Origin of the sequence: Aquabacterium sp. (assembly GCF_036279655.1) — a bacterium.
Lineage (GTDB): Bacteria > Pseudomonadota > Gammaproteobacteria > Burkholderiales > Burkholderiaceae_C > Aquabacterium.
This window is the reverse complement of the sequence record NZ_DASUIT010000017.1, coordinates 52,717-67,984: the sequence shown is the minus strand read 5'-3', so window position 1 is coordinate 67,984 and position 15,268 is coordinate 52,717. Positions and strand designations below refer to the sequence as shown.

Below are 15,268 nucleotides of genomic sequence, written 5' to 3'. Positions count from 1 at the left end.
CTGCTGGGGGGCCGCTGGCGCAGGCCTGGCACAGGCAGGCCTTGCGCAGCGAGTTGGCTGGCACCCGTTGGAGGGCCGACTCACTCACCTGGATGTGGGTGCACCAGCAGGGGGTCGAGAGCTCACCCGTCCTGGCAGGGGCGCATTGATTGGGGCCCCCGCACAGGGGGCAGGCATGGTGAGGAAGGGCTTGCACGGTGAGGGGGGGCAAAGGGACAAGGGCATCCGGTGCGCTGTGACACAGCGTCAGAGCGCATGCGCATTGTCTCTCCAGTAGGCCTGCAGGAGGAGCAGTCCGTGATTGCCGCTTGCCTGGGGGGCGGGTGGGAGCGCATCGACCTGGCTGTGCCACGCCGCGTTCTGCAAGGCCAGCACGGTCGATGCGGGTGCGTGTGACAAGCCCATGAACCAGCGAGAGAAGGCTCGTTCATCGATGGGTTTGTTCAGCAACTCGTAGATCGAATGGTGCGCACGGCTCCGGCGAACGCGCGCATAGGCCTGGGTGACCCCCTGGAGCGGCCCTTCCATGTACTGAAAGAACGTGCCACCGCTGTAGAGCAGCACGCCGGTCACGTGAGCTTGCTCATTGAACCGACGGGCATCCTGGAGCAGCGTCTCCAGCGCTTGATCTTCAAGGCGAGACCAGGCAGAGCTCACGTAGACGATGCAGTACAGCGCTTCCATGGAGTGCACTGTAATGCCAAAGCACCTAGGCCACCATGTGCGGAATGCCTCTTCGACGTCCGGTATGTATCGTTTGGAAGGGGGCAATGAAACAGCCCATCCGCGCATGCGAGATGGGCTGCGTGCCGAAGGTGCTCACCGCACCTCCTGGTGTCGCGACATGGTTCGCGGCACCGTCTCCCCCTACATCGAGGGCTCCGTCTCACCGACGGACGGGTCATGGCAGAACCATCCTGCTGGTCCGATGCATGCACCAGACCCAACCCGTGTGACCACCGATACCCGGTGTGTCCTGCGGCTGGATGAATTTCATCGATCACCGCCACACCAGTGTGCAACAGGTGGGGCCGAAAAGGGGTGGCCTGTGGCACGCTGTGGCCTGAAAATGGTGAAGACTGCACGACCTGCCCCAGAAAGTGTGATGCCCATGAGTGATCTGACCTCGAGTTGCCTCTTGTCCTGTCGGCAGATGGGTCTGGCCGATGCCTGGACCATGACGCATGGTGTGCCCGGCATCGAGTTGATGGAGAACGCCGGGGCCGCGGTGGTGCGCGCCATCCGCCAGCGCTGGAGCCCTCGGCCAGTCACGGTGCTGTGCGGTCCTGGCAACAATGGCGGTGACGGTTATGTCGTGGCCCGGCTGCTGGGCCAGGCTGGCTGGCTGGTGACGGTCGCGTCGCTGCAGCCCATCGAGCAGCTTCGCGGTGATGCTTTGCACCATGCGCGCCTGTGGCAGGCCTGGTGTGTGGAGTCCAGTGGTGAGGCGTCCGCCGGGCAGCCTTTGCCGCTGGGCGATGCGGCCCTGATGGGCACCGAACTCGTGGTGGATGCCATCTTTGGCGCAGGCCTGGACCGCCCGCTGGAGCCCACCGTGCATGCTCTGCTGATGCGGGTGCCGCAGATGGGGGTGCCGCTGGTGGCCGTCGATGTGCCCTCGGGGCTGCAGGGCGATACGGGGCAGAACCTGGGGGCCACGCACAGCACGCTGACGGTGACCTTCTTTCGCAAGAAGCCGGGCCATGTGCTGATGCCCGGGCGTGCCTTGTGTGGCGAGTTGGTGGTGGCCGACATCGGCATCGCCGAGCAGGCGATCGATGCGCTGTCGCACGATGGTGGTGATCCCCTGGTGCAAGAGAACCATCCGGGTCTGTGGGCCAGCCAGTTGCCGCCACCCGCCTTGGCGGCTCACAAGTATCAGCGCGGACACGCCCTGGTCCTGGGTGGTGCCCGCATGGTGGGGGCCGCCCGACTGACGGCCCGGGGGGCTGCCCGGGTGGGCGCCGGGCTGGTCAGCCTGGTGGTGCCGCGCGCTGCCTGGCCGGTGTATGCCGCCACCTTGCTGTCGGCCATGGCGCAGCCACTGGAGGACGGGGACGCGCAGACGCTGATCGCCTCCTGGGGCCAGCAACTGGAGGCCTTGCACTGGCATGCCCTGGCCTTGGGGCCGGGTGCACGGCAGGGCCTGCCCGGAGACGCTTCGGAGACCTTGCGCGCCCTGGTGCGCACCGCCTTGAGCGAGCCCCTGGGGCGACCCATGGTGCTGGATGCCGATGCCTTGACGGTGTTCCAGGAGGAGCCTGCGCAGTTGTTCGACACGATCGGGCAGGGGGCCTTGTCAGTGGTGCTGACGCCGCATGAAGGTGAATTCAGTCGCCTCTTCGGAACCCTGGCGCAAGGACAAGGGCAGGACAAGGTGGCCCGCACCCGGGCAGCGGCCGTGACCAGCGGTGCCGTGGTCCTGCACAAAGGGGCGGACACCGTGATCGCCGCGCCAGACGGGCGGGTGGTCATCAACACCAATGGCCCTCCCTGGCTGGCCACGGGGGGCTCGGGCGATGTTCTGACCGGCTTCATCGCCGGTCTGCTGGCCCAGGGCCTGGAGCCCATGGAAGCGGCTTGTGCGGGGGCCTGGTTGCATGGCGCCTGTGCCCAGGTCTTTGGACCGGGCCTGCTGGCCGAGGATCTGCCCGAGCAGTTGCCCCGGGTGCTGGGCACCTTGTGGGGCCGCTAGCCGTACCCGTGCTCAGGCGACACAGGTGCGGTTCTTGCCCGTGCGCTTGGCCTCGTACAAGGCCAGGTCGGCGCGGTCGAGTGCCGCCTCGATGGCTTCGTCCTGACGGTACTGGGTGACGCCCGCCGAGAAGGTGATGAACACCTTGTGGTCGTCCTGGGTGAAGAACTCCGCGCTGAGCTGGCGCTGCAGGCGGGTCAGGATCTGCTGCCCCTCCTGCACTTCGGTGTCCGGCAGCAGGACCACGAATTCCTCACCGCCGTAACGGGCCACCACGTCACTGGGGCGCAGGCTCTCGCCCACACGGCGGGCCAGGAACTTCAGGGCCTCGTCACCCGTCTGGTGGCCCAGCGTGTCATTGAGCTTCTTGAAGTTGTCCACGTCCAGCAAACCGACGGCCAGCAGGGCGCCCTGGCGGTCGACCCGGGCACGCTCGGCCTCGAACGCGCGGTTCAGTCCCCGGCGGTTGGCGATCTGTGTGAGCGGGTCGGTCGAGACTTCGTCGGAGAGCTTGCGGATCTCGTCTTCGAGCTGGCGCACCTTCTCGGTGAGCTCGCTGGCACGGGCATGCTCCGTGTGCAGACGCTCCTGCGCCTGCGACACCACACCGTGCACGGCGCGGCTCTCCTCGACCATCTCGCGGACTACGCCGGTCAGGCTTTCCAGGCTGTTGGCCTCACCGATGGTGTCGGCGTAGCGTGCCAGATTGTCCTGAAAGCGCCCGGTGGTGTGGCCCAGCTCTGCGATCTCGTTGAGCATCTGATGAATGAGCTGCTTGAGGCCGTTGCGCGCGGCTTCCCGCTCCGCGCGCAGCACCTTCTGGCGCAGGCGAGTGTCTTCCAGCAATTGCTGCATGCGCCGTGTGCCGCGGCTGCTCAGGCCCTCGGACAGTTCGGCCTGCATGGCCTCGCACTGGCCGCGCACCCAGCTGTCGTCTTCGGACAGATCGACCAGGCTGTCCGTCAACGACTGACACAGACCGACCAACTGGTCGACCAGATGGTGGCGGTGTTCGATGACGCGTCGCGCCTGCGCGCAGGCATCCTGCAAGTCCTGTCCGATGCGTTGCGGATCGGAGGCGGGCGCCCAGGTCAGTGCCACGGCCCGCTGGAGCTGCTGCTGAACCTCGGTGGCAGCCGCATCGCTGCCGGGCAGCGCTGTGGACACCGTGTCGACCAGGGCCCGGGCGACCTGACGCATGTCGGGGCTGCTGGCGGGCAGCTCTGAGGGCACAGCGGGCGTGGCCGTGTTCACGCCCGGCTCGATGCCGGGGATGGCAGGTGTGGCGCTGGTCACCGTGGTCGGTGCATCGAGGTCGGCCGAGCCGGTCTCTGGTGCGGCCTCGTCCGCCTGATCGCTGTCCCAGCTTTGCACGAGCTGGCCGAGCCGTTGCAGCAATCGGGTCGAGGAATGGCGGCTGCCTTCCAGCACGCGTTGCAGGCTGTCCTTCTTGCGTGCGGCGGTCCATTGCCGGTTGCTGCGCTCCTGCCCCCGGGAGATCCTGCCGATCAGTTCCGCCCAGCGTGGGCCGTCATCGCTGCCGGCCTCTGCCGCGGGGACGGCGGCGGTGGTCTGCGGCACAGGCTCGGGTGGCCGCACGCCCTGGGCGAGGCACTCGGCCTCATAGGCGCGCCGGAAGTTGTCCGGGGTGGGTTCCTGCTGCCCCTGGGCCAGGCGCAGCAAGGCTGCCTTGGCCAGTTGAGCGGGGGTGGGTGGCATGTTGGCACTCATGGCGCCTGTGTCCTGGCCGTTGGGCGTGGGGGTCAACCACCCCCCAGCACGGAGCCATCCGCGCTGGCGCCGCACAGATCCGTGCGAATCTGGGGCAGGGGGGGATCATGAGGTTGCCCGTTGAGCCACTGGTCGATGTCGGCGGCCGGCATGGGACGGGCAAACAGGAAGCCTTGACAGACCTGACAGCCCAGGTTGTAGAGCACCTCCATCTGAGAGACCTGTTCGACACCTTCAGCGATGACACGCAGGCCCAGAGCACGCGCCAGGGCGATGATGGCGGATACCACGGCCGAACTCTGAGGGGTGGTGCCCAGATCGCGCACGAAGGATCGGTCGATCTTGAGTTCGCTGATGGGCAGGGAGGTCAGGTAGGCCAGCGACGAATAGCCCGTGCCGAAGTCGTCGATCGAGATCTCGATGCCCAGCTGGTTGAGCTTGTGCAGGGAGGGCACCACGCCTTGCAGGTCCTTCATCAGGCCGGTTTCCGTGATCTCCAGCTCGATGGCGCTGGGCGATACCCCCTGGGCCTTGATGATGCCTTCGATCATGTCGACCAGATCGGCGCGTTCGAACAGGCGGCTGGGCAGGTTGACGGCAATCGAGGCATCGAAACCAAAGCGGTCACGCCATTCGCGGGCCTGACGCGCTGCCTCGGTGATGGCCCACATGCTCATGTCGTTGATCAGACCGGTGGCCTCCGCCAGGGGGATGAAGTCGCCTGGAGGGATGAGCTTGCCATCGCGCATCCAGCGCATCAGGGCTTCGGCGCCAATCATGCGGCTGGTGCGCACATCGATCTTGGGCTGGTAGTACAGCACCAGTTCGTTGCGCTCCAGGGCCTTGTGCAGGGCCGTGTCCAGGTCCAGGCGGATGCGCCCCTTGCTGGCCAGTTGCGGGTCATAGAGCATGAAGGAGTTGCGACCCTGCGTCTTGGCCATGTCCATGGCCACATCCGCGTGACGCAACAGGTCGGCCACCGTCATGCCGTGAGAGGGGAAGCAGGCGACACCGACGCTGGCGGTGATGAAGCACTCCTGCCCGGCGGCCATCATGGGTTCGCGCAGGCTGTCGAGGATGCTGCGTGCCACGCTCATGGCTTCCAGGGGGTCCTTGACCTCCGGCAGCAGCACGACGAATTCGTCGGCGCCCAGCCGGCCGACCGCTTCCAGAGTGCGGTGGCTGCGGTGACCATGCAGGTCCAGGCCGCCCTCGAAGACCTGCTCGGAGTGGCGCACGCAGGTGCGCAGGCGCCGAGAGACTTCGATCAGCAACTCGTCACCGGCATGGTGACCCAGGTTCTCGTTGATGACCTTGAAGCGGTCCAGGCCGATCTGCAGCACGGCCACGCTGTGATTCAGGCGCTTGGCGTGCTCGATGGCCCGCTCGCTGCGCCAGAAGATCTGGCGGCGGTTGGGCAGGCCCGTGAGCGTGTCGAAGTTGGCCAGGTGCTTGATCTTGTCTTCGGCCATGCGCCGGTCAGTCACGTCCTGGACGATCCCGGTGTAGCCGATCAGGTTGGCCAGCTCGTTGAATTCGGGCTCGGCCTCGACGTGCAGCACGCGCATGCGGCCATCGGCCAGCGCGACCTGAACGTCGTTGCACAGCACCGTGCCGTGTTCGAGCACATCGCGCAGGATGCGGCGGAACACCTGCTGGTCCTCGCCCGGCATCATGCGGATGATGCGGCGCAGGGTGAGCCGATCGTTGGGCCCCATGCCGAACACCCGCATGCCTTCCAGCGAGAAGCTCAGGCCGCCGCCGTCCTTGCGCCAATCGAAGCTGCCCATGCGGGCCAGATCCTGGGCGCGTGCCAGCTTGGCCTTGCTGCGTTCGAGCTCGTAGCGGGTGCGCGAGGCGCGTAACAGGTAGCGCAGGCGACCGGCCAGCAGGCTCCACTGATTGCACTTGACGAAGAAGTCGGTCGCGCCGACTTCGTAGGCGCGCTTGATGGAAGCCTCGTCTTCCAGGCCCGTGAGCATCAGCACAGGGATGGACTCATAGCCCGGCATGTGCCGCAGCTCCTGACAGGTCTGGAACCCATCGAGGCCCGGCATCACGGCGTCCAGCACCACGACATCGGGCAGCCATTCGGAAATCATCTGCAGAGCCTGATCACCTGAGGAAGCCTCGTGGATCGAGAAGCCTCGCTCGCGCAGGGCGATGGAGGTCAGCAGCAGGTTGACTTCGTCGTCGTCGACCAGCAGCACCCGAGGCTGCTCTGTCAGGTCTTCGTCCTCGAAGGGCGCGTAACGCGTCATCGACCCGCCTCCAGCAGGAGGGGCAGGGCCGCCAGCACGCGTGCAGCCTGTTCCCGAAGGTCAATGATGAGCGGGCTCAAATCGTTTCCAGTCTGATCACGAATCACAGTTTCGATTTCGACACAGCATTGTGACAACTTGAGCGCGCCCAGGTTGGCCGAAGATGACTTCAGTGTATGTGCCACATCTCTCACGTTTTTGAGATCGCCAGCACGCCAGGCATCCTCGATCTGACCAATGTACTTGTCAACGGAGCTGGCAAACATCTTGGTGACGCGTTCGAGCAGGTGATTCTTGCCGGAGGGGTCCAGTTCGACCAGTCGTTGCACGGCCTGTTCGTCGAAGACCTCGCCCCAGGCACCCGGGGCCTGCGCCACCGGGCGGGGAGGCAGGTCGCGGTGCACATCGGCCTGGGCGCTGTCGGCTGCGTGTGTTTCGTGGGGGAGGGCCTCGCCTGGCTCGGGAAGGCTTGCGGGCGGGGCCTCCACCGTCGTCTGCAGCACACGTGCAAGCTGCTGCAGACGGAAAGGCTTGGGCAGGTAGGCGTCGAAACCCTGATGCAGGAAACGCGACTCGTCGATGTTGGCGGTGACGGCAATGACCGGCGTCTCGGGCGGGGTGATGAACTTGAAGCGCGACTGGGTGCGGCTGCGGAACTGCTGCAGCGCTTCCTCGCCGTCCATGCCGGGCATCTGGATGTCCATCAGCACGACGTCGTAGCGGGCATCACACAGCTTGCGCAGGCCCTCCATGGCCGAGCTGGCCAGTTGCACGCGGCAGCCCAGGCGGGCCAGCATCTGGCTGCAGACCTCCTGGTTGATCAGGTTGTCTTCCACCACGAGCACGTTCAGGCGCAGGGGGGCGAGGTCGGCCATGGGTTGCATCAGGTCGGCGGACAGACCCAGGATGGCCTGCCGCAGTTCGGTCTTGCGCAAGGGCTTGGGCACGAAGCGGTCGTAGCCCGAGTCCTGTGAGCGGCGGACATCGTCCACGGTCGACATGGACGACAGCAGCACCAGCTTGATGTGGGGATAGCGCTGGGAAGCCTTGAGCTGCTCAGCAAAGCCCAGACCATCCAGGCGCGGCATGTTCATGTCGACCAGGGCCATGTCGACATCGAGGTCGGTGGGGGCGTTGAGCAGCAGGTCCAGAGCCTCCTGGCCGTCGTGCGCGCAGCTCACGCGCATGCCCCAGGCCGTGAGCATGTTCTCGATCACGGTGAGGTTGGTGGCGTTGTCGTCCACCACCAGGATGTGCAGTGCGGGCATCTCCAGATCGTCCAGCAGGGCCATGTCCGAGGGCGTCTCTGCCACGGACACCGGAATGCGGAAGATGAATTCCGAGCCGACGCCGGGAGAGCTCTGGACCTCGATGTGCCCCTGCATGAGCTCGACCAGTTGCTTGGTGATGGCCAGACCCAGGCCGGTGCCGCCATAGCGTCGGGCCAGACCGGCATTGGCCTGCGTGAAGGCGCTGAACAGACGGGGGATCACGTCGGCCGGGATGCCGATGCCGGTGTCGCGCACATTGAACTCGAGCTCGATGGTCTGACCGACCAGCTCGGCGGCACTGCGGCCGAGGTCGTTGTCGACGCGGCGGACATTGACCACCACTTCGCCGTGTTCGGTGAACTTGATCGCATTGGCGACCAGGTTGGTGATGATCTGCTGCAGCCGCAGGGAGTCCGCGTGGATCACCGGGGGCAGGCCGGGCTGGAAATGGGCTGTGACTTCCAGGCCCTTTTCGTGGGCACGCGGGGCCATGAGCTCCAGCGTGTCGTCCAGCATGGTCTGCAAGGAGAAGTCGATGGGCGCCAGCTCCAGGCGCCCGGCCTCGATCTTGGAGAAGTCGAGGATGTCGTTGATGATTTCCAGCAAGGACTCGCCCGAGCGGTAGACCGCGTGCGCGTAGCGGCGCTGCTTGTCGCTCAGGGGGGTGCCCATCATCAGCTCCGTCATGCCCAGGATGGCGTTCATGGGGGTGCGGATCTCGTGGCTCATGCTGGCCATGAACTGGCTCTTGGCCTGGCTGGCGCTCTCGGCGGCATCGCGGGCACGCTGCAACTCCAGGGCCTGCTGGTGCTCGTCGGTCACGTCGGAGATCAGGCCATAGACGCGGCGTTCGCCGTCGTCCAGCTGGCGCAACCGGCTGCGGCGGCGCAACCAGCGCAGTCCCTTGGTGGGATGCTGGATGCGGACCACGACATCGGATGGGGCGACGGCATCGATCACATTGCCCTCGGCGTTGGCAGCATCCAGCAGGTGTCGGTCGCGCGGCAGCACCAGGCTGTCGAACAGGCCATGCTCCTGTTGCAGGGCTTCGGCGCTGACGCCCAGCAGTTCGGGCGTGCGTGGGCTGAGGTAGACAAAGGTGTCGTGGTGCTCGGTGGCCACGTACACGCAGTCATCCATGGACTCGACGAGTTCCCGGAAGCGGCGCTCTGATTCCTCAAGGTCAAGGCGTGCCTGGCGCTGGGCCGTGATGTCGCGCGCAAGGGTGATCAGCAGGCGGGGCTGACCATTGGAGTGCCGGAGCGCAAAGTGGCGCGCGTTCACCACGAACCGGCGCTCAGAATTTTGCCATACGAAATCGTGATCCACGGCCTTGCCGGTGCGGATGGCCCTGCGCATCTGCGGCTCGGTGAGCTTGAGCACCTCGGGCCCCAGGAAGTCGGCGATCGGACGTTTGATCACCTCGTTGTGCTTGAGGCCCAGTTCGTACTCGGCATAGCGGTTGATGGCCGCCACGGTGAGGTCGACGGGATCGAGCACCATCAGGCTGATGGGCAGATTGCCCAGCAGGGCCTCCAGGAATTCCTTCTCCTGGGCCTGCAGGTGCTCCTGCTGCTTGCGGGTGGTGATGTCATTGAAGAGGCAGACATACTGGCTGCGCCCTCCGGATTCATCGAGCATCAGAATGGCGTCGATCTCGCCCCAGTAGCGGGTCAGCGCGCCGTTGCTGTGGCGTGTCGATTCATAGGAGATGCGGAAAGGCCCGCCCCCGGCCATGAGCTGGCGCACCTGCTCCACCTGCTCAGCGTCCTGCACTTCCTCGGCGAGCAGGTCGGGCAGGCTGCGGCCCAGCACCTTCTGGTGGGGCCAGCCCGTCAGGGCCACAAACATGGGATTGATCCATTCGATCAGGCCATTGCGGTCCAGCACGGCCACGCCGCTGCTGATGCGGGAGGCCACCAGGCCCAGGCGCCCGAGGTTTTCGGCGTCGTTGGCGATGCGGGCCTGGGTGTTGTCGCGCTGAGCCACAAAACCCAACTGGATGGCGGCCATCTGCAGCACGATGTGCAGGTCGGCGCTCAGCGGCAGGGGATCGAGGTATTCCAGCAGGGCCACCGGCCAGTTGTCCACGACGATGGGCACGGCCAGCACGCGGCGCCCGCCATGCTGGCGCCAGGGGGCATGGCCTGGGGCGGCTGTGCCCAGGGGGCCGATGTCGGCCAGGCAGGGTTGACGCAGGCTCAGGGCCTGGCCCAGGGGGGCGTCGTCGCGCCCGACGGAGGACATCGAGCCGGGGTCGATGTGGTCGTCGCCATCGTGACCTGTCTCCATCCAGGGGCGCAGCAGGGCCGATTCGCCGTTCCAGCCTTCGACCCGCAGGCAGACCCAGGACTGCGAGCCCAGGTGTTCATGGAGCATCTGCCCCACATCGTTGAGGGCCTGGGGCAGGGAGCCGGCCTGACGGGCTTTCTCGGCGATGTCGCGCGAGAGATACAGCCAGCGCTGTGTCGGGTGCCTGGGGTCGGGCAGGGTGCTGGGGGGGGCTGTGTCCGGGGCGCTGGGGTCGGGCACTTCGGTGTCCGGCGGCTGGGTGGCGTCCGAGCGGGTGGCCAGCACGGTGGTGCTGAGTTCCTGGGGTGGGAGGTCGTCAACGGCGTCGTTCTGAGGCAGACCATGGCGCACCATGAAGCCAACGCCTGCGGCTGCCCACAGCACAAGTGCCAGGCCCAGACCGCTCCAACCCAGGGGCCATGCCAGTGCGCAGGTGAGCAGCACTCCGAAGATGGCGGCCAGGGTCAACCAAGTTTTTCGCGTCGAATTCTCTGCCTGCGACATCGTGAACCCACGAGTGGGGATTTACACCCCTTTACCCCCGATGAACACGGGGCATACTTCACACCATCTGTCCAAGCGTAGCAATGTAAGGCCTATTGCGGATTTCATACAGTCGAAGAAACCCCGTCCTGCCCTTCTTACAATCAATTTGATGCAGGAAATCCAAGCTCCCGGCAAACCCCCCTCTGAACTGCGCTCTGCGGGCAGGGGGATGGCGTGGCTGATCGTTGTTTCATGCGGCTTGGCGGCCGGTGCGGGGATGTTTCTGCTGAGTTCCATCTGGATTGGCGTTGTATTTTTGCTGCTGTGTGGCGTGGCGCTGCATCAGGCGCTGAGGGTTTCTCCCGCAAAGCCCCATCCGGCATATTCGGCGTCCGTGTCGCCTGGATATTGGCAGGACTGGTTGGCGGGGTGGTACTGGCAAACCGATGCCATGCATCGGCTCGTGGTGCTCAAACCCGATCAGGACACGGCAGAGCACTGGTTGCGGGCGCAAAAACTCACCCAGGACCCACAGCCGCTGTGGTCCTGTTGGACGGGTTCGGTGGGGGCTGCGCCGCCTGAGGGTGTGCAGGCGGCGTTGGCCATGCTGCAGACGCGGCTCAAGGCCGGCCTGCCCATCGACATCATCGGTCTGCCTTGGCCGCTGGGAGGGGGCGCCGACAGCGCTCAGGCGACAATGAACTGCCACCTCCAGGGCATGCCTCGGTTGCAGGCCGACGGCACTTTCATGGGTTTTCATGGCGTCTTGCGCCCTGTTGTGCAAGACAGTGTGTGCGAGTCGCCCTCCGAGACCACCGCACCCGATGCGGCCGAGCAGGCCTCTCTCAACGCCATGACAGAGTCTGAGCAGGAAGTGCTGCGTTACGCCCTGTCGCATGATCTGAGGGCGCCCTTGCGGGTCGTGGACGGCTTCTCTCGCATCCTCAAGGAGGATTACGGCCGCACGCTCGATCGCCTGGGCAACGACCACCTCGATCGGGTGCTGGCTGCCACGGCACGCATGAACGGCATGATCGACGCCATCCTGGCGCAGGCGCAGCTGTCACAGACACCCATCGAGCGCTGCACCATCGACCTCAGTGCGCTGGCCAAAGAAGTGGCGCAGGAGCAACAGGCGGCACGCCACTCCAGCCTGGAGGCCAGCGGGCAGAACCTGGCCGTGGAGTGGGTGATCGCGGAGGGCTTGACCGCTCTGGGCGATCCGCCCCTGGTGCGACGGGTGCTCGACAACCTGATCGGCAATGCCCTGAAGTACAGCGGCAAGGTGGCGCATCCGCGCATCGAGATCGGCATGGTGCCGGCCACCGATCCCACGGTGTACTTCGTGCGCGACAACGGCGCGGGCTTCGACATGCAGCATGCCGACAAGCTGTTCGGGCTGTTCCAGCGTCTGCACAGCACCAAGGAGTTCCCTGGCACCGGCGTGGGCCTGGCGGGCGTGCAGAACATCGTGCGCCGCCATGGCGGTCGGGTCTGGGCGGAGGCCGTGCCCGGCGAAGGTGCCTGCTTCTACTTCACGCTGGCGGGCTCAGGTGCCGTGCAAGCCAAAGGGACGGCGCCGCGTCAGTGAAGCGGGCCCAGTCCCGAGAGCACTTCCTGGGCATCGAGCAGACGCAGGCTGACGGCCTCCAGGGTGCGCCCATCATGCAGGGCCTGGGCCTTGAGCCGCTCCAGCGCAGCGATGCGCGAGAGCGAATGACGATGCATCACGATGCCCACCGCCAATGCCACGGTCTGCTCCAGCGGGTTGTCGTCGTCCAGCGGCAGTGCCGATGCCGTGGTGGATGCGGCGGCCGCGGCGGCAAGGGCCTGCGGACGATTGGCAAAAGCCGCTTCCACCGCCGGCACGATCTGCTGGATGTCCAGCGGCTTGATCAGATAGGTCAGGGCGCCGAGCGCCTTGACCTGGTTGATGGTCGCCTCGTCGGCGAAGGCCGACAGGAACATGAAGGGAATCTGGCAGTACTCGCGCAGGTAGGCCGCCACGTCAAAGCCGGTCTTGCCTTCCATGCGGATGTCCAGCAGCGCCAGATCCGGCTTGTGCTGTCGGGCCAGGAGGATCGCGTCATCACCGTTGTCGGCATCGATCACTTCATACCCGGCCTGGGAAAGCCCGTGCGTGACCGTGGCCAGCACCAGCCGGTCATCATCCACCACCAGGACTTTGCCTTTTGTCGTCGGATTCATCGTGTCAGTCGAACTGCCCCGGCTGCTTTTGTCTCGTAGCCAACCGGATATTTTTGATGTCGTTTAATGATTCGCGTTAACGAATCCCCAAGTCTCTATTGTGGCCAAAGTGCGTACTGTTGACCAGCGGGTTCACCTAGAGTGGGGGGGGGAGCTGACAAACTGATACCAGGAGGCGTCAGTTGCAACTGCGTTAATACCTGCTCACCGGCCTGGGTGATGGTGATGCTGGAGCTGCGCCGAGGCAGCAGGGCGCGCACCAGGCCCAGACCCGACACCCCGCCCCGGATGCGGTCCATGCTGAAGCCCTCGGGCAATTGCGCCGTGTTGTCGATCAGGATGTTGACCGCCTGGTCGTCGCTGCGCAGGGTGCAGTGGATCTCCCTGCCGGGAACGCCGTGCTTGTGGGCATTGGTCAGCAATTCATTGAGGCTCAGGGCGATCGGGATGGATTCGGCTTCGGGCAATCGCCACTCCTGGGCGTGTTCGCCCTCCATCTTCAGGCTGATGGGCCGCCCGAAGGTGCGTTGCACTGACGAGGCAATGGCTTCCACCACGCTGTGCAGCTTGAGCGGGCCGCCGGCGCCGACCTGCAGGCCATAGACCTGGGCGATCGCCTGTACCTGCCCGACCACCTCGGAAATCGCCGAGGCCACTTCGGGCTTGCGCGCAGCGATCTGCTGCAGCAGGCCAGCCACCCCCTGCAGATTGTTCTTGATGCGGTGATGCACTTCGCGCACCAACATCTCGCGCTGGGCGATGGCCGCGTCCAGGCGGGCCTTTTCCGCCGCCCGTTGCTCGGTGACATCCGAGGCGACCATCAGCAACTGATCGGTGGGCTGGCCATCGCTGCTCAAGGGCAGGTAGTTGACATCCCAGATCTGGTCGGAGCCGTTGGCCTGCTCGACGCGGTGCTCGCGGTGCAGGGGTTTGTGGGTGTCCAGCGCGGTCATCATGGCTGCGCGCAGCAGTCGGGCCTGTGGCGCGGGGAAGATGTCTTCGAGCGATTCGCCCAGCGGCAGTTGCAGGTCACGCTGCATGAAGGCGGAGGCGTTCTTGTTGGCCTGCAGCACACGCAGGGTGGGGGCCTCGTGCACGCTGATGGCCATGGGGGCCATCTCGATGATGCGCTTGAGGGTGGCCTCGGCCTCGGCCAGGCGGGATTCGGCCTGGCGGCGGCGGTCGATGTCCAGCAGGGCGTAGGTGAGCTGGCGATGCTTGCCCTCGCCCATGGTGACCACGGCGTTGCCCACCACCCAGAACACCCGGCCATCACGCCCCATGACCTGGCATTCGAAGGTGTGCGACTGCCCATCCTCGAGGTCGTCCAGGTAGTCCGTCATGCGGAAGGGGTGGTCCAGATCCTGGGTGGCCACGGTCGACAGGGGCTGGCCGACGAAGTCGGGCAGATCGCCGCCGAACATGCGGCGAGCCGACCGGTTCATCCAGGAAATGCCGTTGTCATCCAGGGTGACGATGCCCACGAAGACCGAATCGAGGATGGCGCGGGTGCGGTCGGACTGCTGGGCCAGGTGTCGCCCCATGGCCTCCAACTGCGCTTTCTGGGCACGGGTGCGGCTGATGTTGGAGAGCACGGCGATGGCCTCCAGCGGCTTGGTGCTGGAGCCGATGCGCTTGATCGACAGGGCGTACCACATGGAGCGCTGCCCGGGAGAGACGACCTCCAGCTCGCTTTCGTAGTGGCCCTCGTTCTGCAGGCGGGCGATGGATTCGGTGGCCACCTGCTTGATGCGGGGGTCATGCGCTTGCAGGATGTCCAGGCGCTGGCCGGTCAGGGCGCCTGCGGACAGGCCCAGCATGCGCTCGAAGCGGTGGTTGCAGCGCACCAGGGTGTCTCCGCGCAAGTAGGCGATGCCCGCCGGTGAGCTCTCCAGGATGGTGCTGAGTTCGCGCAGCAGGGATTCGCGCAGGCCGCCGTCAGCGTGCGTGGGCCCCTCTGCGGCAGAGGGTGCCGCGATGACGCACAGCAGGCGGCGTGACCCATCGGGGTGGGCCGTGCTGGTGTGAACCTGAGCGCTCAGCAGTCCGGGAGCCGGCCCCGAGGCGCTCGGGAGGGTGGCGCACGTGGGTTGAGGTCCTTCGTCAGGGTGTCGGCCCAGCAAGGCCAGCGGGGAGTCCCAGCCCAGCAGTTGCTGCACATGGGGCGGCAAGGTCGACAGCGACTGCCCTGCCTGTGGGGCCACCTGCAGCAGCGTCTCGAACGCGCGGTTGTGCCTGAGCCAGCGGCCTTGTTCGTCGAACTCGGCCATCGGGGTGGGAACCAGATCAAACCAGGCGTCTGAGGGGCTCGAATCCATGGGGCA

9 protein-coding genes are annotated in these 15,268 nt (G+C 65.9%); 2 read left to right on the top strand and 7 right to left on the bottom strand.

Translation table 11 applies throughout. The features are described from left to right. Positions 1-196, bottom strand: a 196-nt coding sequence (locus VFW84_RS02030) for a cysteine-rich CWC family protein (RefSeq protein WP_329678762.1), incomplete at its 3' end; no start/stop codon positions are given. Positions 197-246: 50 nt separating this feature from the next. After that, on the bottom strand, positions 247-684 hold the full coding sequence (locus tag VFW84_RS02025) for a BLUF domain-containing protein (RefSeq protein WP_329678761.1): 438 nt from the start codon (positions 682-684) through the stop codon (positions 247-249). A 427-nt stretch (positions 685-1,111) separates the two neighbouring features. Here VFW84_RS02025 and VFW84_RS02020 point away from each other — a divergent pair, with 427 nt between their 5' ends. After that, positions 1,112-2,695, top strand: coding sequence for an NAD(P)H-hydrate dehydratase (locus VFW84_RS02020; RefSeq protein ID WP_329678760.1), 1,584 nt, complete (start codon positions 1,112-1,114; stop codon positions 2,693-2,695). Positions 2,696-2,707: 12 nt separating this feature from the next. On the opposite strand, the gene VFW84_RS02015 is transcribed toward VFW84_RS02020, so the two are convergent. Genes VFW84_RS02015 through VFW84_RS02005 form a run of 3 tightly spaced genes read right to left on the bottom strand, consistent with a single transcriptional unit; the run spans position 2,708 to position 10,718 of the window. Then, positions 2,708-4,414, bottom strand: coding sequence for a diguanylate cyclase (locus VFW84_RS02015; RefSeq protein ID WP_329678759.1), 1,707 nt, complete (start codon positions 4,412-4,414; stop codon positions 2,708-2,710). Between the two features lie 44 nt (positions 4,415-4,458). Beyond that, on the bottom strand, positions 4,459-6,687 hold the full coding sequence (locus VFW84_RS02010; RefSeq protein ID WP_329678758.1) for a putative bifunctional diguanylate cyclase/phosphodiesterase: 2,229 nt from the start codon (positions 6,685-6,687) through the stop codon (positions 4,459-4,461). Further along, positions 6,684-10,718 (bottom strand): response regulator, encoded by a 4,035-nt coding sequence (locus VFW84_RS02005; RefSeq protein WP_329678757.1) that lies wholly within the window; start codon positions 10,716-10,718, stop codon positions 6,684-6,686. Before VFW84_RS02005 ends, VFW84_RS02010 begins: the two co-directional genes overlap by 4 nt. Positions 10,719-11,013: 295 nt before the next feature. Here VFW84_RS02005 and VFW84_RS02000 point away from each other — a divergent pair, with 295 nt between their 5' ends. After that, a complete protein-coding gene (locus tag VFW84_RS02000) occupies positions 11,014-12,327 on the top strand; it encodes a sensor histidine kinase (RefSeq protein WP_329678756.1) in 1,314 nt (437 codons plus the stop codon). On the opposite strand, the gene VFW84_RS01995 is transcribed toward VFW84_RS02000, so the two are convergent. Together VFW84_RS01995 and VFW84_RS01990 are read right to left on the bottom strand one after the other, a co-directional pair. Continuing rightward, complete coding sequence (locus VFW84_RS01995) at positions 12,321-12,944, bottom strand: response regulator (RefSeq protein WP_329678755.1); 624 nt, start codon at positions 12,942-12,944, stop codon at positions 12,321-12,323. The two genes, VFW84_RS02000 and VFW84_RS01995, sit on opposite strands and share 7 nt — an antisense overlap. Positions 12,945-13,039: 95 nt before the next feature. Then, complete coding sequence (locus tag VFW84_RS01990; RefSeq protein ID WP_329678754.1) at positions 13,040-15,262, bottom strand: sensor histidine kinase; 2,223 nt, start codon at positions 15,260-15,262, stop codon at positions 13,040-13,042. Positions 15,263-15,268: the final 6 nt, after the last annotated feature.